Here is a 21,549-nt window from a genome sequence, read left to right as displayed (position 1 = left end):
TGCGCACGGTGAAGACGGCGTCGGGGGCCAGGGCGGTGCAGATCGTGCACTCCTCGCGTCGCGAGTCGCGGGACATCGAGCACATCGGCTCGGCGCATGACGATGCGGCGTTGGAGGCGCTCAAGGCGGTGGCGAGGCAGCGTCTGGCTGTGGGGCAGCCCGAGCTCGACTTTGGCCCGGACTTCGCGGCGTTGCAGGCCGGCAGCGGTGCTGGTGGTGGGCCGCTTGCGATCACGTCGCCGCGGATGGGGTACCTGTGGGACGCGCTCGGCCACGCCTACCAGCTGTTGGGGTTCGAGGAGGCCGCTGGTGGTGACGAGGTGTTCCGATTACTGGTGCTGGCACGGATCGTCGAGCCGACCAGCAAGCTGGACAGTCTGCGGGTGGTCGAGGAGGCAGGTTTCGACCCGCCGGCGTACGCGACCCTCAAGCGGCGTCTGCCCGCGTTCGCGAAAGAGTCCTGGCGGCAGAAGTTGGCCGCGGCGTGCGCCCGCACCGCTGATCTGGGGCCGGCGTCACTGGTTCTCTACGATGTGTCCACCTTGTACTTCGAGACCGATGCCGGGGACGGGTTCCGTGAGCCCGGGTTCTCCAAAGAACGCCGCCTGGAGCCGCAGATCACGATCAGGCTGCTCACCGACGCAAGCGGGTTTCCGTTGATGGTTAACGCGTTCGAGGGCAACCGGGGCGAGAACACTACGATGCTGCGGACCATCCGTGCGTTCATGGATGCCCACCAGCTGGCTGATGTCACGGTCGTGGCCGACGCTGGCATGATCTCTGCGGCCAACCAGCAGGCCATCGAGGCCGCGGGGTTGTCGTTCATCCTCGGCGCGAGGATACCCGACGTGCCGTGCGTAGTCCAGGCGTGGCGCCACGAGCACCCGGATGAGCAGATCCCCGACGGGCACATCTTCACCCAGCCCTGGCCTGCCGGCCCCAAGAACCAGCGCCGCGACCAGATCATCTACTACCAGTACCGGGCGGACCGGGCTCGGCGCACCCTGCACGGCATCGACGAACAGGTCGCCAAGGCCGAACAGGCCGTCGCCGGCAAGACCGCGGTCAAACGCAACCGGTTCATCCAGCTCACCGGCGCCACCAAGAGTGTCAACCGGACCCTGGAAGCCAAGGCACGCGCCCTTGCCGGCCTCAAAGGCTACGTCACCAACCTCCCGGACGTCACCGCCGAGTTCGTGATCGACGCCTACCACCGACTGTTCCACATCGAGAAGTCGTTCCGAATGTCTAAACACGACCTACGTGCGCGGCCGATCTACCACCAGCGCGAGTCGATCGACGCGCACCTGACGGTCGTGTTCGCCGCCCTGGCCGTCAGCAGGTGGATCGAGCAGACCACCGGCTGGTCGATCAAGAAGTTCGTGCGCACCACCCGCCGCTACCGCACCATCAACATCCAGGCCGGCGAGCACACCCTCACCGCCGTCGACCCGTACCGCCGCTTGGCCCGCGCCCGCCGCATCACCCCGGTCATCGCTCGCCGCGGCGTCGAGCACGGCTCTGGCCTGGGCACAGTCCGCTGGCCGGTCGAACGAACCTTCGCCTGGCTCAAAGGCTTCCGACGACTACGTGCCCGCGACGTCCACCAAGCCATCCTCAGCCTGGCCTGCTCGATCATCTGCCTCCGCAAACTCATTCTGAACTGACCTCTTAACCGCCCACGAGGGTCCGCGAGCGCATCGCGTTCGCGACCATCGCCACGCCCTCCTCGGTGAACAGCGACTCCGGGTGGAACTGCACGCCTTCGATCGGGAACTCGCGGTGCCGGATGCCCATGACCTCCCCTGCCGCCGACCAGGCCGTGACGACCAGGTCGGCCGGCAGCGAAGCCGGGTCGATCACCAGGGAGTGGTACCGCGCCACGGTCAGCGGGTTGCGCAGGCCCGCGAAGACACCACGGCCGTCGTGCGTCAGCGGCGAGCACTTGCCGTGCATCGGCTCGGCCGCGTGCACGATCCGGGCACCGAACGCCGCGCCGATCGCCTGGTGCCCCAAGCACACCCCGAGGATCGGCACACGCCCGGCCAGGCCGCGGACCAGGTCCACCGAAATGCCCGCGTCCGCCGGGTCGCCGGGGCCGGGTGAGATCAGCACCAGCTCCGGCTCGAGCGCGGCGACATCGGCTATAGAGACCTCGTCGTTGCGGTAGACCTTGCACTTCGCGCCGAGGTTTTCCAAGTACTGCACCAGGTTGTAGACGAACGAGTCGTAGTTGTCGAGCACGCAGATCATGCGGCCGCCCCTTCCACCGTCACGCCGAGGGCCCGGGCCCCGGACCCGAGCTTCGCGAGGCACTCCGCGTACTCCTCGGCCGGGTCGGAGTCGTGGACGATACCGCCGCCGGCCTGCAGCCGGATTTCGCCGTCGCACCACACCATGCTGCGGATCGTCAGGTAGAGATCCACGTGGGACACCCCGAACGAGCCGACCGCACCCGAATACAGCCAACGCCGAGCCGGCTCCAAGGCATCGATGATCTCCATCGCGCGCACCTTCGGCGTCCCGGTCATGGTCCCCGCCGGGAACGTCGCCCGGATCAGCTCGGCTGTGCCCCGCTCCGCCGACGGCTCGCCCCACACGTCCGACGTCAAGTGCATGACGTGCGAGTACCGCTCGACGGCCAGCAGCCGCTCCACCGACACGCTGCCGGGGCGGCAGACCCGGCCGAGGTCGTTGCGGGCGAGGTCGACCAGCATCCGGTGCTCGGCCAGCTCCTTCACCGACGAGCGCAGGTCGTCCTCGGCGAGCCGGTCGGCGCGGCCGTCGCGGCCCCGCGGCCGGGTTCCGGCCAGCGGACGGATCAGCGCCCGGCCGCCCGAGAGCGTCAGGCACGGCTCCGGAGACGCTCCGACGGCCTCGAACTCGGGGCCGCCGTACCAGAAGTGGTACGGCGACGGGTTGATCTCCGTCAGCCGGTCGTAGACACGCAACCCGTCCACGGTGGCCGGTGCGGTCCAGGCGTTGGACAGCACGAGCTGGAAGACGTCACCGTCGAGAATGTGCCGCTGCGCGCGCCGCAGGGCGTCGACGTACTCGTCGTAGCCGAAGCCGAACGTCCCGGCGCCCACCGCGACGGTTCCGAGCGGTGCGACGGCGAGCCGGTCGAGCGTCCGGGCGACCTGGGTGGCTGCCGTGCGGGCGGCCGCGGGGGTCGGGCCGCGGCCGATCACTCGACTGCCGGAGACCAGGACCTCCGGCAGGAAGAACTCGTACACCGGACGCCCGCCCGACGGGTGGCGGCTGGGCAGCCGCTCGAAGTCGCGCGCGGCATCGTATGCGAGGAACCCGTACCAGGCAGCCTCGGCGTCGGTGGTGTCCGGCGGGAGATCCAGCCCGGCCAGCAGGTCCACCGCCGCGGTGAGCGGGGCGGGGCCGTCGCCGCCGGGGTGCGAGAGGACGGCCAGCTCGCCTGCGGCCAGCACCGGGTCCAGGCCACCCGGCCCAGCGGTGAGCATGACGCGCCCGGCGGGGCGCAGGGCCGCGGCCGCCGCCACCGGGTCGACCGCCGTGGCCAGCGGGACTACGTGGCGGTGCAGCCGGGCTCCGGGCGACAGCGCGGACGCGATCATCGCGCGCCCGCCGGCACCCGGAACTGCGTCCGCTCGTGCGCGCCGACGGGCTTGCCCATGGCGTAGCGGAACGCGGCGAGCTGGATCGCCCGCGGCGGGCAGCCTTCGACGAAGATGCCCAGGTCTCGGCTTTCGTACAGGCAGTTGCCGACGAGCACCACTTCCCCGCGCAGGGGCGGCACCTCGACCTGCGGCCCCGAAATGACCGTCATTTCCCCGTCCCACTCGCACAGTTCCCCGGCCAGCGCCTTCATCGCCCCGGCGACGAACCGGCTGCACGCCGGGCAGGCATTCTCGGCGTAGACGTGAATCCCCTCGCGCGGCACGACGATCTCGACCGGCGCCTTCACCATGTCGAACGCCAGGTCTTCGAGCGGGGTCCCGAACAGCTCGATGTCGTCCAGGGAAAGCGGTCCCATCCCCCGCTCGTGCGCGTCCCGCAGGTAGGCGACGGTGTCCGGGTCGAAGCCGGCCAGCGTGCCGACGGCGACGTCGAGCGCGACGGCGTTGCGGCTTGCGGCCAGGAACCCGGCCTCGCGGGCCTGCCCGTCCATCGGGTAGTTGCCCTCGATCACCGTGGTCCCGTCGCACACCACCAGGTCCTGCGGGCGCATCAGGTTCAGGTCCACTGTGGACTCGTCGACGCCCGCCATGTGCACGATCCGGGTCGTGTACCCGGGCAACAGCCCCACCAGGTTCTTCATCGCGTTCGAGTAGACGACGCTCGCGTGCGTGCGCAGCTGCGGGACGCCGATGAAGTAGTCGCAGTCCAGGATCAGCTCGGGGACGGCGATCGGCACCCGCAGCGACGTCGCCTCCGGGATGCCGGTGATGCGCAACGGCAGGTCGTCGAAGCTGACGACCCGGGCGTACTTCGCGGCCTCGTGGTCGCGCAGGATTTCGTAGATGGCGTGCGTGCGCTCGGCGATCACCGGACGCGCCCCGTGCTCGGCGACCACGCGGGCGATCGCGGCCAGCAGCGCCGGTCGCACGTGGAACCCGGGTGCCGTCTGGAACAGGTTCGGCTTGATCAGCACCTCCGCGCCGGCCGGCAGCCCGGACAGCGGGCCGCCGAGCAGGGCGAGGAGCCGGTCCAGGCCGGCCGGCACGTCGGCGTCACCACCGACGGCCGTGAGGGCGACCGTCTCAGTCATCGGTGTCCTCCACCGCGATGACGCGCGCCGGGGCGGCCTCGGCACCGGCCACCTTGGTCGGCAACGCGATCAGTTGGACGACCTGCCGGGTCAGCTCGTGCATGTTGGTGACGTACTCCAGCAGCGGGATGCCGGCGGCGAGCAGCGCGTGGTGCACCGGGGACTCCGCGTCGCCGGGCCGTTCGGTGAGGCAGTCGAAGCCGATGAGGCAGGCGCCGTTGTCGATGGCCCACCGCGCGGCCGACGGCGTCAGGTAGGGCGGGCGGTCCCAGTAGTCGGGCCGGCCCCAGTTGTGCCGCAGGTAGTCGGTGCGGATGAGGAGCCGGTCGCCGGGCTGCCACACGGGTCGCAGCGCCTTCTCGAGGTCTTCGCCGGTCACTTCGTCCAGTTCGCCTTTGTCGGACAGGTCGGCGACGCAGGCGCGGCCGATCAGCGTCTCGAGGGGAACCTCGTCGATGCCTTCGGTGCCGGGGAAGAAGTGCAGCTTGTACTCCATGTGCGTGCCGTTGTGCGGGAACACGTGCAGGTAGGAGAAGGTGCGCTTGGTGCCGTACGGGTCGGTCTCCGGCGTCATCGAGCGTTCGCTGACGAACTTCGGGAACCAGTCGGCGGGGTAGGACGGCATTCCGTCGTAAAAGCCGTGGGTGAGGTCGACGAGTCGGGGCACCGGGTTTTCTCCTTGTTCAGCAGGTGAAGAGGCAGGTGTTGCGGACGTCGGGGTTGTTGATCATGGTGATGACGGTGGTGCCGCCGGGCGGGATCGCGCGCACGCCGCCGCCAGACAACCCGGCCGGCGTCATGAACGCCGCCCACAGCGCGTACCACTCGGAACGGGCGCCGGTGTCGGGGTCGATCACGGTCTCCAGGTTCGGCCGCACGATCTCCTGGACGAGCGAGCCGGTCCGCGAACCGGCGTCGAGGGTCTCGCGCCAGGTCCGCGCGTCGACCTCCTGGCCGATGACGACACCTTGGCCGCCGTAGAGCCCGGTCGGCTTGAAGACCAGCTGCTGCTGTCGCTTGACGCACTCTTCGATGCGGCCCGCGTCCGGGCCGGCGCCGGGACGCCCGAGCATCCGGCACCACGGCAGCACGCGTTCGATCACGGCCTGCTCTTCGGCCGAAAAGAGCGGGGCGAACTCCGAGAGCATCGCCAGGGTTCCCTTGTTGCCGAAGACGTTCGTCGGCGTCCAGACCACCACCTGGCCGGCTTCGTGGGCGCGGAAGACCGGCTCCAGCAGCGCGTCGCAGTCCGGGTGCGCCAGCATCTCCTCGAGGCCGTAGTACCGCAGGATGACATCGACCGGCGTGTCGTCGAGGTACGGCTTTCCGGCGCGGTACGCCAGGTCGCCGATCTCCCCGACGCGGCACTCGACTTCGTTCTCCGCCAGCAGCTCCGCGATGGCACGGCGCTGGTGGCCGTAGGTCGTCATCCCGCCGGGGCCTTCGACGATCGCGACCACCGGCTCGGCGGCGCCGATCGACTTGCCCGCGGTGCGCAGCGCCTCGGCGAGGTCGGAGCCCATGTCCAGGAACCCGAGGCCGTGCTCGGCGGCGAACTCGGCGACCGCCGGGACCCGCAGGTACGCCTTGGGCAGCGTGCCCACCATATCCAGGCCGCCGAGCGCGCTGCCGATGTTGTACTCCAGCAGCTTGAACGCCGTGCCGTCGTAGTAGACGTCGGCGCGGCCGTAGAGCGGCGGCGGCCCCTCGCCGAGCAGCCGGGTCATCAGCGCGGCGTGCCGGTCGTCGATCCCCAGCGCGGTGCGGAACCGCGTGAAGTCGCCGTCGAACAGGCGCCGCGGCAAGGTGCCGACGAGCTCGTAGACCGTGACGAGGTCCCGGCCGAACGCGCGGTACTCCGCCTCGTCGACCACGACCGGCCGCGGCAGCAACCGGGGCCAGGAGAGCCGTTTGGTCTCCGACAGCTCCAGGCTCGCCCGGGCGTGGCGCAGCGGGTTCTCCGGTTCCGCGCACGCGGCGAGGTAGGACTCGGTGATCCGATCGGACCGTGCCGACATGGTTACCTTCCAGGGTTCAGGCGGAGACCGGGACGGGTGTCTCGCGGCGGGCCAGGATCACGCGGTACTGCAGGATGATCACGACGCCGAAGAGCAGGTAGATCCCGGCCATGCCCTGCGTGCTGACAATCGCGCTCAGGCTGATCAGGATCGAGTTGACGATCTGGCCGAACCGGATGTGCAGGTAGTACGCGGCCAGGTACCGCGGCCGGCCGTCGTCCGGGGCCAGCTCGGCCAGCAGTGCCTGCTGCACCGGCAGGTTCATCAGCTCGCCGGCGGTCAGCACCACGACGGCGACGAGGAGCAGCCACGCGTCGTCGGTGACGGCGAGCACCGCGAACCCGCCCGCGTACAGCGTGATGCCCGCGTAGAGCCGGGCGCGGTCGGGCATCCGCTTCAGGAGGGTGTTGACGACCAGCGCGAACGCGACGACCAGCACGGTGTTGACCGCCTTGAGCACGCCGAGCATCTCCACGCCGGTCACCGCGCCGAACGGGAACACGGGCTGCGTGGGGAAGTCCGTCGCCAGCCGGATCCCGATCGCGGTGCTCAGCTGGCCTTCGAGCGTCAGGATCAGCGTGGCGGCGATGATCAACCGGCGGAACGTCGAGTCGGCCAGCACCACCCGGTACCCCTGGACGAACTGGGCGACCCCGGTGAGCTTGGTGGCCGGCCGCGGCGTGTCCGGCTTGGTCTCCGCCACCAGCGTGACGGTGATGGTGAGGGCGACCGCCATGCCGATCGCGCCGCCGAGGATCACCGCGCCGAAGTGGGCGCTGTACAGGAAAGCACCGAGCAGCGCGCCGGTGCCGAGCGCGAGGTTGATGACCCAGTAGTTGACCGTGTAGACGAACTTGCGCTCGTCCGGCGGAGTCACGTCGATGATCGTCGCGTCGTTGGCGGGCAGGGCGAGGTTCGACCCGAACTTCACGATGGCGTAGCTGAAGTAGACGGCGAGCGCGCCCCAGCCGGAGTAATAGGCGACCGCCATCAGCGCGAGGAACCCGGTACCGACGACGTCGCCGACGATGAGCACGGGACGGCGTCCCCAGCGTTCGGACAGGTGCCCGCCGGCGAGCATGCCGACCACCGCGAACGCGGCGAACACCAGGATCAGCGCGCCGGCGACCGCGACGCCGACGTGCGCGGCGAGGTAGATCGCGATGAAGGTGAGGATCATCGCGTCGATCAGCTTGTGCACGAACGCGAGGCCGATCCGGACCCGGACGTTGCGGTGCAGGGCGAAGAAGGCCCTCATCGGACTTCCACTTCGATCAGGGCGCGGACGTGGTCCGCGCGGGCTTGGGCCTCCGCCGCGTCCGCGGAGCCGGTGAGGATGACGAACCCGTGGCGGGTCTTCGAGCTGACCGTCTCCGGCAGGACGTCACCGGGGACGAACGGGAAACTCAGGGTGTCCACGTAGTCCAGCGCCCGTGCCTCGTCGAGGCCCGACACGTTCCGGAGGATCCCGGTGGGGAAGGTGAAGTAGGCGATGTGGCCCACTGCTCCGCCGGGTTCCGGCAGGGACACGCGTCCGGCGAGGGCCGCGAACATCGCCCGTTTGACGTCGAACCCGCGGGCGTGCCCGATGATGTCCGGGATCTTGTCCCCGCCCAGCCGCGCCTGGGACTCCACGATCCGCGGGCCGTCCGCGGTGAGGATGACCTCCGTGTGGGCCGGCCCGCACTGGTAGCCGACGGCGTCGAGGAGTTCGACCGCGAGGGCCGCCACCTGCCTTGTCCCGGCCGTCTCCGGCTCGCCGAAGAGGTGGCCGCGCTCGACGAAGTGCGGCAGCGGGCCGAGCAGCTTGCGCGTCACGCCGAGCACGTGGTGCTCCCCGCGCACGGTCATCGTCTCGACGCTGAACTCCGGGCCGCGCAGGTACTCCTCGACGAGCAGGGGCCCGGAGTAGGCCAGTGCGGCCAGTTCGTCGCCCCAGGCGGGGAGATCGCCGGGATCGGTGAGCAGCCGCGTCCCCCGGCTGGCCGACAGCGCGGCCGGCTTCACCACGACCGGCAGCGTGAAGCCCGCCAGCAGGGGTTCGACGTCCTGCCAGCGGTCCGCAGTGGCGAACCGGACCGTCGAGATGCCCTTGTCGCGCAGCAGCGTGCGCATGGCGAGCTTGTCGTTGAGCAGGAGCACCGAGTGCGGCGAGTTGACGGCCTTGCCGAGCTCGTCGGCGACTTCGTAGGCGAGCTGCATGCTCTCCTCGCTGCCGACGTGCCAGACCTGCTCGGCGCCGGTTTCCCGGACGGCGGCGCGGATCGCGTCGGCGTAGGCGACGCGGTCGGTGAAGTCCACCAGCCGGAGGCCGTCGGCGAGCGTCTCGACCTCCTTCAGGTACCCGGGGGCGTCCGCGCCGAACAGCCGCGCGGCCTCGGCCGGGTCCCAGATCGCGGTGATCCGGAAACCCTCCGCCCGCGCCTTGCCGAGGTATGCCTTGTACGGCATGACCATCACGAGGTTCGGCATCTCTTCTCCTGTCCGGGCTCCAATGGGTCCAGCCTCGCCGACGCGGCCATCAGCGGACCATCGGCGACGCATCGGCGCGGGTGCCGACCACGATCTGCTGGGCGGCGGCTTCGGCGATCCGGCCCGCCAGGTAGGCGTCACCGGCCGTCGCCAGGACGTGACCGACCCGGTCTTCGTTCACCCGCAACGCCTCCACCCGCTCACCGGGCCCGACGGACACGACGGCCTCGCGGACCCCGGGCAGCGCGGCGGCGATGGCCAGGCCGGTAACCTCCGTCACGACGCCGGGATCGGCGGTGAGATAACGGATCGCCGCGCCGCCCCCCGGTTCGGTGACGACGTCGCCGACGGACTCGCCGAGGTACTGGCGGATCAGCAACTCCATCGTGGACCGCCCGAAACTGCGGTCCATCAGCTCGGTGATCCGGTCGCCCGCCGGGCGCGGGTTGATCTCGATGAGCTTCGGGCCCGCGCCGGTGTACTTGATTTCGACGTGCGCGATGCCGAGGTCGAAGCCGACGGCCGTCGTCGCGGCCACGGCGGCCGACTCCAGCTCGCGCCGGACCGGGTCCGGCAGCGCCGTCGGGAAGCCGTGCCCGAGCTCGATGAACCGGTTGCGCCCGCCGAGGATCTTGTCGGTCACCCCGAGCACGCGGACGGCACCGGCCTCGGCCAGGATCTCCACGCTGACCTCGAACCCGACGAGGCATTCTTCGACGAGCACCTCGGGCGAGCGGGCCTGGCCGCGGCGGTTGGTCGCGGCGGACCGGATCGCGGTGAAGGTCGCGGTGACCTCGTCCGGGGTGGTGCAGCGGACGACGTGCGCACCGCTGGTCTCGTCCACGGCTTTGACCACGCACGGCAGCCCGATCTCTTCGGCGGCCCGCACGGCGTGTTCGAGGGTGGTGACGACGCGGAACTCCGGGACGGGCACGCCGCGCGCGGCCCACCGCCGCCGTTGCGCGGCCTTGTCCCGCGCGATCCGGATGGCGGCCGGGTCGGGGCCGGGCAGGCCGAGTTGGCGGGCCGCTTCGGCGGCCTGGATGACCTCGTATTCGGCCACCGAGAGCAGCGCGTCGAGCGGCTTCGCGGCGTCGACCGCCTTCACCGCCTCCAGCAGCGGTTCCAGCTCGTGAGTCGGACAGGTCACGACCTCGTCGACGCACGTTTCGAGCACTTCGGTGCCGCCCGGCGTCGCGTGGTAGCGGTCCAGGCCGCAACTGAAGAAGGTGACGTGCAGACCCAGCCCGCGTGCCGCCCGCAGGGCGTCGAACCCGGACCCGGACCGATTCGACTCGACGAACCCGATGCGTCTCATGTCCGTTCCCTCATTCGTAGTCCAGGCCCGGCGTACGGGCGCGCTTCAGCTCGAAGAAGTGCGGGTTGCGGGAGAGCGCCACGACGCCGTCGAAGAGGCTCACCGCCTCATCGCCGCGCGGGATGGCGTTGAGCACCGGGCCGAAGAAGCCGGTGCCGTCGACGTGGATCGCCGGCGTGCCGAGGTCCGCGCCGACCGGCGCCAGCGCCTCGGCGTGGCTTTTGCGCAGAGCTTCGTCGTAGTCGGTGCTGTCCGCGGCCTCGGCGAGTGCGGGCGGCAGGCCGACCTCGGCCAGCGCCTGCGCGACGACGTCGGGGAAGTCCTTGTTCCGTCCGTTGTGGATCCGCGTGCCCAGCGCCGTGTAGAGGTCGCGGAGGACCTCCTCGCCGTGGTGCTGCGCGGCGGCGACGCAGACGCGGACCGGGCCCCACGAACGGTCGCAGAACTCGCGGTACCACGGCTCGATCTCACGGTCTTCGTTGAGGACGCCGAGGCTCATCACCCGGAACCGCAGGGTGAGGTCGCGGTGCCGGTCCACCTCGAGGATCCACCGCGAAGTGATCCAGGCGAACGGGCAGGCCGGGTCGAAGTAGAAGTCGACGTTCACGGACGGCCCCCGGTCACGGCGTGCAGCCAGCCGAACTCGTCGGGTGCCTGGCCGTACTGGACGTCCAGCAGGGCGTTCAGCAAGCGGCGGGTGACCGGGCCCGTGGCGCCGTCGCCGATCGGCCACTCGCCGTCCGGTGTCACCGCGTGCCCGACCGGCGCCACGGCACGCGCCGTGCCGCACGCGAACGTCTCCGTGATGCGTCCCTCCCGGCAGCCGCGTTCCCAGCCGTCGAGGGTGACCGGCTCTTCGGAGACGCTCAGGCCGAGCCGCCCGGCCAGCCGCAGGATCGAGTCCCGGGTGATGCCGGCCAGCAGTGTTCCGCTCAGCGGCGGGGTGACGAGCCGGTCGCCCTCGACGAAGAACAGGTTGGAGCCGCCGACCTCTTCGACGTACCGGCGTTCGCGCGCGTCCAGCCAGACGACCTGGTCGCACCCGTGCGCCACGGCCTCGCGCTGCGCGATGTACGACCCGCCGTAGTTGCCGCCGCACTTGATCGTGCCCGTGCCGCCGTCGGCCGCGCGGACGTATTCGGGGGACGCCCACAGCCGGATCGGCGCCGGCTCGGCCGTGGCGGGCCGGGCGGGGCTGCCGATGACGGCGAACAGGTACTCCTCGGCGGGCCGGTTGGACAGGTGCGTCTCGGCGGCGATGAGGAAAGGCCGCAGGTAGAAGCTGTGGCCGCGCGCGCTCGGCACCCAGTCGCCGTCGACGCGCAGCAGCGCCTCCACCGCCGCGACGAAGTCGGCCTCCGCCAGCTCGGGCATGGCCATCCGGCGGGCCGAGCGCGCGAACCGGGCGGCGTGGTCGCGGGGCCGGAAGAGCACGCGCTGCCCGGCCGGGCGCCAGAACGCCTTCAGCCCTTCGAAGACGGTCTGTCCGTAGTGGAGCGCCATGGTGGCCGGGTGCAGGGTGAACGCGGCCAGCGGACCGGTCCGGGCGTCGTGCCAGCCGCGGACGGCGGTCCACCGCGCGGTCACCATGTGGTCGGAGTAGAGCGAGCCGAATCCGGGCATGCGCAGCAGTTCTTCGCGCTGCTCGGCGGGCATCGGCTCGACGCGCTCGGGCGCGAACTCCAGGGTGGTCATCAGTACTCCTCGCGTTCGAAGCGGGCCAGGGCCCGGTCGGCCAGTGGACCGGCGAGCCCGGTGTAGCCCGCCGGGTCCAGCAGGCCAGGAGGAACGTCCGCGCCGAGCACGTCGGCCAGGTCCGACCCGCTGCGCTCGGCTTCGGCGGCCGCCTCGGCCAGCAGGCGCTTGGCCACGGCCTTGCCGAGCTTCGGGGCCAGGAAGGCGTTGACGCGTTCGGAGACGATCGCGCCCCGGGTGAGCCGCAGGTTCGCCGCCATCGCCTCGGGTCGCACCCGCAGCGTCTCGGCCAGGCAGACGGCGTTCGCGGCGGCGCCGGCCGTGGTGCGCAGGGCGTCCCGCAGCGGCTGCCACTCCGCGTGCCAGCCGCCCGAAGACCGTTCGTCCTCGGCCGTCATCGACTGGAAGAGGACGACGGCGAGCGGCGGCAGCTGCCGGGCCGCGGTCGCCACCAGCGTCGCGAACACCGGGTTGTGCTTCTGCGGCATGGCCGAGGACGCCCCGCGGCCCGGCGCCCGCTCTTCGGTGACCTCGCCGATTTCGGTGCGCGACAGCACGAGGACGTCCGCGGCGATCTTGCCGAGCGCGCCAGTGGTGACGAGCAAAGCCGACGTGACGTCGGCGATCGGCGTCCGGATCCCGTGCCACGGCAGTACTTGCCGGGCCAGGCCGAGTTTCCGGGCCACCCGGTCCGGCAGCTCCGGCGCGCCGGGACCGTACTCCGCGTAGGCGGCGAGGGTTCCCGCCGCACCGCCGATCGACACCGGCAGTCCGGCGCGGGCCCGCCGGATCCGCTCGACGGCGTCGAGCACGAGGTGCAGCCAGGTCGCGGCCTTGAGCCCGAACGTGACCGGCACGGCGTGCTGGGTCAGGGTGCGCCCGGCCATCGGCGTGTCCCGGTGCGCGCGGACGTGCCCGGCCATGGTCCCGGCGGTGGCCAGCAGGTCCCGCTCGACGCGGCCCAGCGTGGCCGCGCAGAGGAGCATCAGGGCGGTGTCGAGGATGTCCTGGCTGGTGCTGCCCCGGTGCACGTACTCGGCGGCGGCCGGATCGACCGCGGCGGTGAGCCCGGCGACGAAGGCGACCACGGGGTTCGCGGTCTCGCGAACGCCCTCGGCGATGGCCGCGAGGTCCAGGTTTCCGGGGATCGCGGCGGCCCGGATGGCCTTCGCCGCCTCCTCGGGGATCACGCCCAGTTCGGCTTGGGACTCGGCGAGGGCGACCTCGACGTCGAGCATCGCGATCAGCAGCGCGTGGTCGTCGACGAGCGCGCCGGCGCCGGTCGCGGCCCACGCGGGAGCGAGCAGCTCACTCATGCGGTCCTCCCCAGTTCATCGTGTTCCACCGCGATCCCCAGGCACGACCGCGCAATGGCGTCCGAGTCGCCGAGGATCACCGAGTTGACGCCCGGCCGGATCCCCGCCGCGGTCACCCAGTGCACCGCCTCGGTCGGTACCCCGAACGCGAACCGCCGCGGGTGGGGCCGGTCTTCCGCGTCCACCACGTGGTACGGCCGCCGCGTGACCGCCAGGCCGCCCGTCTCGAACTCGCCGATGCGGTACGGGCGGCACTCCCCGCGGGCGAGCAACGTCCGCAGCAGCGGGTCCGTCGTGCGCCGCACGTCGGTGTCCGGCAGGCGCGCCTCGATCAGCGTCTTCGCGCGGACCACGACGTCGGGGCACGCGGCGGACCGCGCAACGAACCGGCCGCCGGCGCCTTCGATCCGCAGGTCCGGGCCGAGCACCTCGAGCACGCCCGCGTCCAGCAGCGCGCCGAACTGCTCGACGCGTTCGGCGGGTGGCCCGATCGACAGGTACGCGTTGAGCGGCATGTACCAGCGCCGCAGGTCGTCGCGGTAGGAGGCGCCGGAGATCCCGCCGTGGTCGACGACCAGCCGGATCTCGTTGCGCAGATCGCGCAGGACGTCCGTCGCCGCCTTGAGCGGGCCGGTCACGTTGCCCGTGCGCGCCTCGGCCAGCTCGGTGTCCACAGCGGACCGCAGCCACGCGCGGAAGGTCGCCGTCGAGGCGAGGTCGGCGGCCGAGTAGGGCACCGCGACGTGCCGCCAGTCCCAGCTCCGGTCGAGACCGAACTTGGCCAGGACGATCCGCTGCGCCCCGGTCTCCCGCACCGCCAGGGGATCGCCGTCGAGCGGCACCTCGGCGGGGCCGGCCGCGGCGAAGGCTTCCGTGAACTCCTCGACGTCGCAGGCGCACCCCCGCTGCCGCACCTGGGCCGCGTGGAAGACCGTGCGCACCTCCTGGTCGATCAGCGGCCAGACATCACGGCGGAAGTCGGCGCCGTCCCGCAGCCGCCCGATCACCGCCGGTGTGAGGAACCGCGGTTCGTGCCGGCCCGATGCGCCCTTCTCGTTGCGGGCGCGCGCCTGGTACGGGACACCGCGCCGCGATCCGGCGACCAGCCGCGGTTCCCGTCCGGACGGCACGTACGTCAGCGCGCCACCCGGCTCGCGGGTGAATCGGCCGCCGCGCCCGAGCGTGAGCAGGGCCAGGTGGTCGAAGAAGTTCAGGCCCATCCCGCGCAGGAGCACCGGCTCCCCCGCCGGCACGCCGTCCGTCGGCTCGTCGGCCGGGTTGCCCGGCCCGAAGTAGCGCAGGCCGTAGCGCCCGGCGTACCGGCTCAGCTCCGCTTCGGCCGGGGTGAGCTCGTGCGGCTGGTGCCCCAGCGCGAGCACGACGGCGGCCAGACCGGCGACAATCGTGCCGTCGTCCAGCACGACGTCCTGGCGGCCGGCGTGGCCGTCCCGGACGTCGACCGCCCGCGCCTGATGGGTCACGAACCGCAACGCGGGCGGCGCGGTCCGCGTGATCCGCCGCCGCGTCCAACGCAGGTAGCTGCCGTAGAACGCCCGTGACGGGTAGTCGTCCGGGCCGAGCGCCTCGGCTTCGGCCCGGACGGCGTCCGGCACGTCCGGGCTGCCGAGCAGCGCGATCGAACGCGCCCACTCGTACAGGCTGGGACCGCGCACGACCGGGCCCGCGCAGTCGACCGTCTCGTCGACGAACATGGTCACCTGGCCGGCGACGGTGTTCATCAGCAGCAGGCGGTCCTGCGTGCTGCGCCAGACCTGGCCGCCGTCGGCCAGCCGCGGGTCGACGAGGTGCACCACGAGCCGGTGGCCGCGTGGCACGAGCGCGCCGGCGTTCGCGCTCAACCGTTCCGCGACCGACAACCCGCGCGGGCCGAGTCCGACCACCGCGATCTCCGACGTCTCCCCGAACACTGTCTCCCACTCCCGTACAGGTCGTGAGTGGTATTTGGGGTTCTGACCCGAATTACCACTCACGACGTCTTGGTCAGCGTTTTCTGCACGCTCCGGCCCAGGCCGGCCGCGACGCCGGCGAGCCGGGTCATCAGCCCGGCGAACTGCTCCGGCCGCAGCGCCTGCTTCGCGTCGCACAGGGCCTCTTCCGGCTGGACGTGGACGTCGATCAGCAGCGCGTCCGCCCCGGCCGCGACCGCGGCGAGCGACAGCGGCTCCACCAGCTCCGGCCGTCCGCCCGAGTGGCTCGGGTCCACGATGACCGGCAGGTGGGTGCGCTGCTTCCACAGCGCCACCGCCGTCAGGTCGAGCGTGAACCGCGACGACGGCTCGAACGTGCGGATGCCGCGCTCGCACAGCACCACCTGGTCGTTGCCTTCGAGCAGCAGGTACTCCCCGGCGGCGAGCGTCTCCTCGACGGTGCAGCCGAACCCGCGTTTGAGCACCACCGGCAGGCCGCTCTGACCCACCGCGCTCAGCAGCGCGAAGTTCTGCATGTTCCGCGCACCGATCTGGAACCCGTCCACCACCTCGGCCAGCCGCTTGACGTGCTCCGCGTCGACGACCTCGGTGACGAACGGCAAACCCGTCTGCTTCCGCGCCTCGACGAGCAGCTCGAGACCGCCGAACCCGAGCCCCTGGAACGAATGCGGCGACGTCCGTGGCTTGAAGACCCCGCCCCGCAACGCGACGGCGCCGTGCTCCGCGACGAGCGCCGCCGTCGCCAGCATCTGCTCCGGTGTCTCGACCGCGCACGGGCCGGCGATCACCGCCACCGAGCCGTCCCCGATCGTGGTCGGGCCGAGGGACACCGCGGTGCCGGCCGGGCGGAGCTCCCGGCGGCCCAGCCACGCCTCGCCGCCCCGCGGCACGCGCCGGGTCGGCGAGGGCAGGTCCGCCGCCGCGGCGAGCAGCTCCGCGTTGTCCACTCCGGACACCGGGAGGACGTGGCTCGCGCCGAGGCGGTACACCTGCGTCGGCGAGCCGGCGGACTCCAGGTACCGCAGCCAGCCGTCGACCCGGGCGCGGGTCACGGTCTCGTCGAACACGAGCAGTTGGTCTTGGTGGGTCACGGCGATCGTCTCTTCTCGGAAGGTCACGCGAGCGCGTCGCTCGTCGCGAGGTTTTTGCCCCGGCGGTCCCGGACGTGGACGGCGAGGTCCTTGTACTTGTCCCGGAGGAAGCGCTTGAGCGACTTGCCGGTCACACCGAGCGGGAAGTCGTCGTCGCCGGTGGCGACCTCGACGACGGACAGCTCGGGTTTCCCGTTGGCGCGCAGGGCTTCGTTGGCCGCGAACAGCACCTTCTCCGCGTCCACGTCCCGGCCGGTCACGACGGCCACGGCCACCTGTTCCCCGCGGTGGCCGCCGGCCACGACGGTGCAGTCCTCGACCCCGGCGACCTCGTTGAGGATGAGCTCCTCCATCAGCACCGAGTAGCCGGGCCCGGCGGCCGTGTGCACGACGTCGACCGCGCGGTCCACCTGGTAGAAGTTGCCGTCCTCGTCGCGGTACGCGATGTCGCCGGTCAGCCAGTAGCCGGCGAGCTTGCTGCGGTAGTAGGTGTCCTGGTTCCCCCAGTAGCCCACGGTCATCGACGGCGGTTTGGCGCCGAGGAAGCCGTACTCGCCGGGCTCGGCGAGTGTGCCGTTCTCCCGCACGATCGCGACGTCGGCGAACCCGACCGGCTTGCCGACGCAGCGGTCGTTGCGCTCGGTCGCGAGCGTGCGCGGCTGCATGAGCACGCCCCAGCCGAGCTCGGTGGTGCCGAGCCGGTCGAGGAACGCCGCCGGTGGCAGCTCCGGCGAACGGCGGCCGAGGATGTTCTTCAGGTGCCGCTCGTGGATGGCGTCCGCCATGGACACCCAGATGTTGACCGAGTCGAGCGCGCCCTTCCGCGTCTCGACGGCCGCGAGCTCCGGGTAGGCGTGGCCGAACGCCATCACCATGGTCGGCTTGTGCGTCTCGACGGCCTCGGCGAGTTCGGTTCCGGAGACGTCGCGCCAGACGACCATCGGCTGGCCGCCCAGCACCGCGTAGGCGTTGAACGACACACAACCCTGGTGCGACTGCGGAAGCGCGTTCAGGATGAGCGCGTCGGGCTCTTCCCGGTAGTTCACCGCACGCCACTTCGGACCGTCCAAAATGGTCTTGTGCGTGTGGATGACGGGCTTCGGCAGACCGGTGGTGCCGGAGGAGTGCATGAGGCCGACGGGGTCGTCCGGGTGGTGCCGGAAGTGGTCCGCGTCCGGCAGGACGGCCGACGGCGGCCCGTCATGCTCGGTGTGGACCCACTTCAAGTGCAGCCGGTCGAGGTCCGGGGCGATCCGGGCGAGCCGCTCGGAGTCGGTGTAGAGGCCGACGGCCCCGCTGCGCTCGATCAGGGCGACGGCGCTGTCGCGCTTCGCGTTGCTGTTGATGAGCATGGAGATCGCGCCGATCCGCGCGAGCGCCGAAAGGTGCAGGAAGTACTGAAGGGAGTCGGGCGGGAAGACGGCGACCCGGTCGTGCGGCCGGACACCCCGTTCGAGGTACCAGACCGACCAGCTCTGCACGAGGTGGTCGAGGTCGCGGAGGCTGAACCAGTGCTTCGTGTCCCCGTCGGTGTACGGGATCGGCGTGAGCGAGTGGATGAAGGGCTCGTCCGGGAAGGGGTTGAGCTCGAGCATGGCGGGCAGCAGGTTGCCGCCGCCGATGGTCGGGTCGGCGAGGACCTGAGCCCGCAGTTCCGGGCTCAGTACGGTCTTGTGCGTGAACTCCATGGCATCACTTTCTGCTGCGGGACCGCGGCTTTCGACTCCACCACCGAGGATGCCGGGTGCGTCCATCGGCGACGCATCAGTGCTGCATCGGCGGCGACGGCGTTGCGGGACAACAGATATCGGAGTCGCACAGCGAGTTCGCCCGATCACCGGCGGGCAAAAGAAAACCGTCCGGAGCCGGTCGGCTACGGACGGATCGTTGTGGCCCAAGCGGTTCAGCCGATGCTGCGCTCCAGTTCGCCGACCGAAGCCAGCGTCGTCCGGCCGAACGTGGTCAGCAGCCCGTCGCCCAGATCCGGTTCGTCCACCTTCGTCCGCGCGTGCTCCTGGACCAGGTCGTGGAAGTGGTACCGCCCCGCCGCGCGCTGGCGCAGCAGGTGGGCGTCGAACAGCGCCTCCAGCGACCGCTCCGCCTCCGGCACCGGCCGGCCCACCAGCCGCGCCGCGTCGGCGGCGTCGAAATCCTCGCCCGGGCGCATGGTCGCGCCCAGGACCCGGAACAGCCGGCGCTGCCCGGCCGGCAGCCTCCCGTAGGACACCTCGAGCCGCGACGCCACGCTGCGATCCTCCAGGCTCAGCTCGGCGAGGCGCGTGACGCGGTCGCGCAGCCGGAACACCAGATCGTCGAGGGACCACGCCGGCCGGTTGTGGAACCGGCACGCCGCGATCGCCACCGCCAGGGGCAGGTACCCGCAGAGCGCCACCACCTCCGCGACCGCGTCCGCCCGGCCCGCCGTGCGGTCCGCGCCGGCGATCCGGGTGAACAGCGCCGCCGCGTCGGGCGGACCGAACACGTCCAGCGAACGGGCCGTCACCCCATCGAGGCCGGCCAGCCGTCGGCGGCTGGTGACGATCACCTGCGCCTTTCCCGTTCCGGGCAGCAGCGGACGGACCTGCCGGGCGTCGAGGGCGTTGTCCAGCACCACGAGGACCCGCCGCTCGGCGAGCTCCGCGCGCCAGCGCGCCGCGCGCTGACCACAGCCGCGGGGGATCCGGTCCGGCGCGAGCCCGAAGTCGAGCAGCAGCCGCTCCAGCGCCGCCTCCGGTTCGAGCGGCTCCCGGCCGGCCGTGTGCCCGTGCAGGTCGAGGTAGAGGTGCCCCTCCGGAAACCGGTGCGCCAGCTGGTGGGCGAGCCGGACGGCCAGTGTCGTCTTGCCGACGCCGGGCATGCCGTCGATGGCGAGGATGCTCAGCGAGGTTCCCGCCGACCGGCTCACCGACAGGGCCCGCAGCTCCTCGGCGCGACCGGTGAAGTGCGCGCTGTCGTACGGCAGGAACGACCGGCCCGCGGCGGGCTCGGGCCGCCGCTTCGGCCGGTCGTCGCGCAGGATCCGCTCGTACAGCTCGCGGATGCTCGCGCCCGGGTCGACGCCCAGCTCGTCGCGCAGCATCCGGCGGCCCTGTTCGTACGCGTTGAGCGCGTCGGCCGTGCGCCCGCACCGGTGCAAGGCCAGCATCAGCAGCTTGCGGGACTCCTCCCGCAGCGGGTGTCCCGAGACGAGCTCGCCCAGCTGCGGCACGAGCGCCGACGCCTCTCCGCCGTCCAGGCGCAGCGCGGCGAGCCGTTCGGTCGCGGTCAGCCGGTTCTCCTCGAACCGCGCGGCGGCGATCTCGAACACGGGGTTGTCCAGCCCCGACAGCGCGGGCCCGTTCCAGAGCGCGAGCGCCGCCTCCAAGAGCTCGACGGCCGCGGCGGCACGCCCGGCGGCGGCCGCCGCGGAGGCCGACGCGACCATCGCGGTGAACCGGTGCGCGTCGACGCCGTGCGGGTCGACGGTGATGCGGTAGCCGGGACCGTCCTTGACGACGAGGTGCTTGGCGGTCCCGAAGCTGCGTCTCAGTGCGGCGACGGCGTTGTGCAGCTGTCTTCGCGCCGTCACCGGCGGCTCACCGTCCCACATGGCCTCCAGCAGCCGGTCGGCGCCGACCGCCTTGTTCGCGCTGAGCAGCAGCATCACCAGGAGCCGCTGCTGGCGCGGGCCGCCGAGGTCCACCCGCTCCCCGTCGCGCTGGACCCGCAGGGTGCCGAGCAACTCGAAGTACATCCGATCCTCCCCCACCGTACGCGTGCGGCCACCGTACGCGGCGGCGCACGCTGAACCCGTAAAACTTAGCGAAGAAAGCACTTGGCGAGACGCGACAATCGACACGGTGCTTTCATCACGGTACGCCGGTGAATGATCAACACGGACCGCACTCGAATCGCAACAATGAGTCAATGAACGAACCAAACACGATAGCGGCGGATTCGGTAGGTTGATTTTCCTACTCGTTCGGTGACGGCACAAATGACTACGACGAATGCGCGGGCGAATAGCACCTAGGGTGGCGGTGCGAGTGCGGGCGCACGATAGGCCGTGACCGCACCCGGGCCGCTCAGTCCGAGGCCACCGAGCTCGCTGATCACCGCGGCCGCGAGCCCCGGCCGCGCTTCGACGGCCGCGTGCGCAGGACCATCCACCTCCACCCGAAATCCTCCACCGAGCAGGCGGACGCGCAGGTCCCGAGGGCGGATCCCCGCCTCGGCCAGCCGCGCGCCCACCGCGATCTCGGCGCGTTCCACCAGTCCCAACCTTCCTAAGGAGACGGGTACCCCCACGGAGATACGTGACGCAAGGCAGGGCGTCGACGACTTGCCGGCGACGGGCAGCGACCACGCGGCGGCCAGCGCGCGGACGTCGTCCTTGCCCAGCCCGGCTTCGGCCAGCGGCTCGACGACGTGCAGCTCACGGGCCGCGCGCAGGCCTGGGCGGTGCAGGGCGCGGTGGTCGTCGGCGTGCGTCCCGGTCGCGACGTGCGCGAACCCGCGCCGGAACGCGAGGTCGCCGACCGCGCCGAGCACCGCCTGTTTGCAGAAGTAGCAGCGGTCGCCGGCGTTGTCCCGGTACCCGGGCACGGCCAGCTCGGCGGTCGCGACCTCGGCCAGTTCGACGCCGAGACCGGCCGCGATCCCCCGCGCGGCATCGAGTTCCGCCCGCGCGAGGCTGGGCGAGTCGGCGATCACCGCCAGTGCGCGTCCGGCCGGCAGGGCCCGCGCGGCCGCGGCCAGCACGAGCGCCGAGTCGACGCCGCCGGAGAACGCCACCGCGACGCTCCCGAGCTCGCGGACGCGGCCCAGCAGCCGATCTTCGATTCCGGCGCCCATTACTCTTTCCCCGCTGGTCGCGCGTTCGCGGTGATCATTCTTCGACCAAGGAACAGCACTTTCCCCCCACTCGATGCGCCTTGCGCGTGACGAGCCGATCACAATAGGTCGAC

General features: G+C 71.6%; 16 protein-coding genes and 2 pseudogenes. 2 read left to right on the top strand and 16 right to left on the bottom strand.

Annotation, left to right across the window (positions count from 1 at the left end):
- Positions 1–35: 35 nt before the first annotated feature.
- Positions 36–1,475 (top strand): annotated as a pseudogene (locus tag ACLJQF_RS22435) (IS1634 family transposase); the annotation flags it as partial.
- Positions 1,455–1,667, top strand: a pseudogene (locus ACLJQF_RS22430) (IS5/IS1182 family transposase); the annotation flags it as partial. The pseudogenes ACLJQF_RS22435 and ACLJQF_RS22430, both read left to right, overlap by 21 nt.
- 4 nt (positions 1,668–1,671) lie before the next feature.
- On the opposite strand, the gene ACLJQF_RS22425 reads toward ACLJQF_RS22430, so the two are convergent.
- The 16 genes from ACLJQF_RS22425 to ACLJQF_RS22350 form a co-directional block, all read right to left on the bottom strand.
- Positions 1,672–2,253, bottom strand: a complete 582-nt coding sequence (locus ACLJQF_RS22425; RefSeq protein WP_410611316.1) for an anthranilate synthase component II — start codon at positions 2,251–2,253, stop codon at positions 1,672–1,674.
- Positions 2,250–3,590: an anthranilate synthase component I family protein gene (locus ACLJQF_RS22420; protein ID WP_410611314.1), complete on the bottom strand. Its 1,341-nt coding sequence runs from the start codon at positions 3,588–3,590 to the stop codon at positions 2,250–2,252. The genes ACLJQF_RS22425 and ACLJQF_RS22420 overlap by 4 nt, the downstream gene beginning before the upstream one ends.
- Positions 3,587–4,744, bottom strand: coding sequence for a DUF362 domain-containing protein (locus ACLJQF_RS22415; RefSeq protein ID WP_410611312.1), 1,158 nt, complete (start codon positions 4,742–4,744; stop codon positions 3,587–3,589). Before ACLJQF_RS22415 ends, ACLJQF_RS22420 begins: the two co-directional genes overlap by 4 nt.
- The gene (locus tag ACLJQF_RS22410) at positions 4,737–5,411 is read right to left on the bottom strand and encodes a cyclase family protein (protein ID WP_410611311.1); all 675 of its coding nucleotides are present in this window, start codon (positions 5,409–5,411) and stop codon (positions 4,737–4,739) included. The genes ACLJQF_RS22415 and ACLJQF_RS22410 overlap by 8 nt, the downstream gene beginning before the upstream one ends.
- Before the next feature lie 16 nt (positions 5,412–5,427).
- Positions 5,428–6,762 carry a hypothetical protein gene (locus ACLJQF_RS22405; RefSeq protein ID WP_410611310.1) on the bottom strand — a complete coding sequence of 445 codons (1,335 nt, stop codon included), beginning with the start codon at positions 6,760–6,762 and terminating at the stop codon, positions 5,428–5,430.
- A gap of 16 nt (positions 6,763–6,778) precedes the next feature.
- Positions 6,779–8,020 (bottom strand): MFS transporter, encoded by a 1,242-nt coding sequence (locus ACLJQF_RS22400; protein WP_410611308.1) that lies wholly within the window; start codon positions 8,018–8,020, stop codon positions 6,779–6,781.
- Entirely contained in the window at positions 8,017–9,234 is a 1,218-nt protein-coding gene (locus ACLJQF_RS22395; protein ID WP_410611306.1) for an ATP-grasp domain-containing protein, read from the bottom strand. Before ACLJQF_RS22395 ends, ACLJQF_RS22400 begins: the two co-directional genes overlap by 4 nt.
- A gap of 49 nt (positions 9,235–9,283) precedes the next feature.
- On the bottom strand, positions 9,284–10,552 hold the full coding sequence (locus ACLJQF_RS22390) for an ATP-grasp domain-containing protein (RefSeq protein ID WP_410611304.1): 1,269 nt from the start codon (positions 10,550–10,552) through the stop codon (positions 9,284–9,286).
- Between the two features lie 10 nt (positions 10,553–10,562).
- Positions 10,563–11,159, bottom strand: coding sequence for a disulfide bond formation protein DsbA (locus ACLJQF_RS22385; RefSeq protein WP_410611302.1), 597 nt, complete (start codon positions 11,157–11,159; stop codon positions 10,563–10,565).
- On the bottom strand, positions 11,156–12,247 hold the full coding sequence (locus ACLJQF_RS22380; protein ID WP_410611301.1) for a branched-chain amino acid aminotransferase: 1,092 nt from the start codon (positions 12,245–12,247) through the stop codon (positions 11,156–11,158). The genes ACLJQF_RS22385 and ACLJQF_RS22380 overlap by 4 nt, the downstream gene beginning before the upstream one ends.
- Positions 12,247–13,563, bottom strand: a complete 1,317-nt coding sequence (locus tag ACLJQF_RS22375; protein WP_410611299.1) for an adenylosuccinate lyase family protein — start codon at positions 13,561–13,563, stop codon at positions 12,247–12,249. Before ACLJQF_RS22375 ends, ACLJQF_RS22380 begins: the two co-directional genes overlap by 1 nt.
- Complete coding sequence (locus ACLJQF_RS22370; protein ID WP_410611298.1) at positions 13,560–15,491, bottom strand: FAD/NAD(P)-binding protein; 1,932 nt, start codon at positions 15,489–15,491, stop codon at positions 13,560–13,562. The genes ACLJQF_RS22375 and ACLJQF_RS22370 overlap by 4 nt, the downstream gene beginning before the upstream one ends.
- 59 nt (positions 15,492–15,550) lie before the next feature.
- Positions 15,551–16,603, bottom strand: a complete 1,053-nt coding sequence (aroF, locus tag ACLJQF_RS22365) for a 3-deoxy-7-phosphoheptulonate synthase (RefSeq protein ID WP_410611296.1) — start codon at positions 16,601–16,603, stop codon at positions 15,551–15,553.
- Between the two features lie 23 nt (positions 16,604–16,626).
- Positions 16,627–18,291 (bottom strand): class I adenylate-forming enzyme family protein, encoded by a 1,665-nt coding sequence (locus ACLJQF_RS22360; protein WP_410611295.1) that lies wholly within the window; start codon positions 18,289–18,291, stop codon positions 16,627–16,629.
- A 215-nt stretch (positions 18,292–18,506) separates the two neighbouring features.
- Entirely contained in the window at positions 18,507–20,336 is a 1,830-nt protein-coding gene (locus tag ACLJQF_RS22355) for a BTAD domain-containing putative transcriptional regulator (protein WP_410611293.1), read from the bottom strand.
- A 275-nt stretch (positions 20,337–20,611) separates the two neighbouring features.
- Complete coding sequence (locus ACLJQF_RS22350) at positions 20,612–21,436, bottom strand: asparagine synthase-related protein (RefSeq protein ID WP_410611292.1); 825 nt, start codon at positions 21,434–21,436, stop codon at positions 20,612–20,614.
- Positions 21,437–21,549 lie beyond the last annotated feature (113 nt).

The organism is Amycolatopsis sp. lyj-109 (assembly GCF_046548995.1).
GTDB lineage: Bacteria > Actinomycetota > Actinomycetes > Mycobacteriales > Pseudonocardiaceae > Amycolatopsis.
Note: the sequence above shows the minus strand (reverse complement) of the source record. Positions and strands in the feature narration are given on the sequence as shown.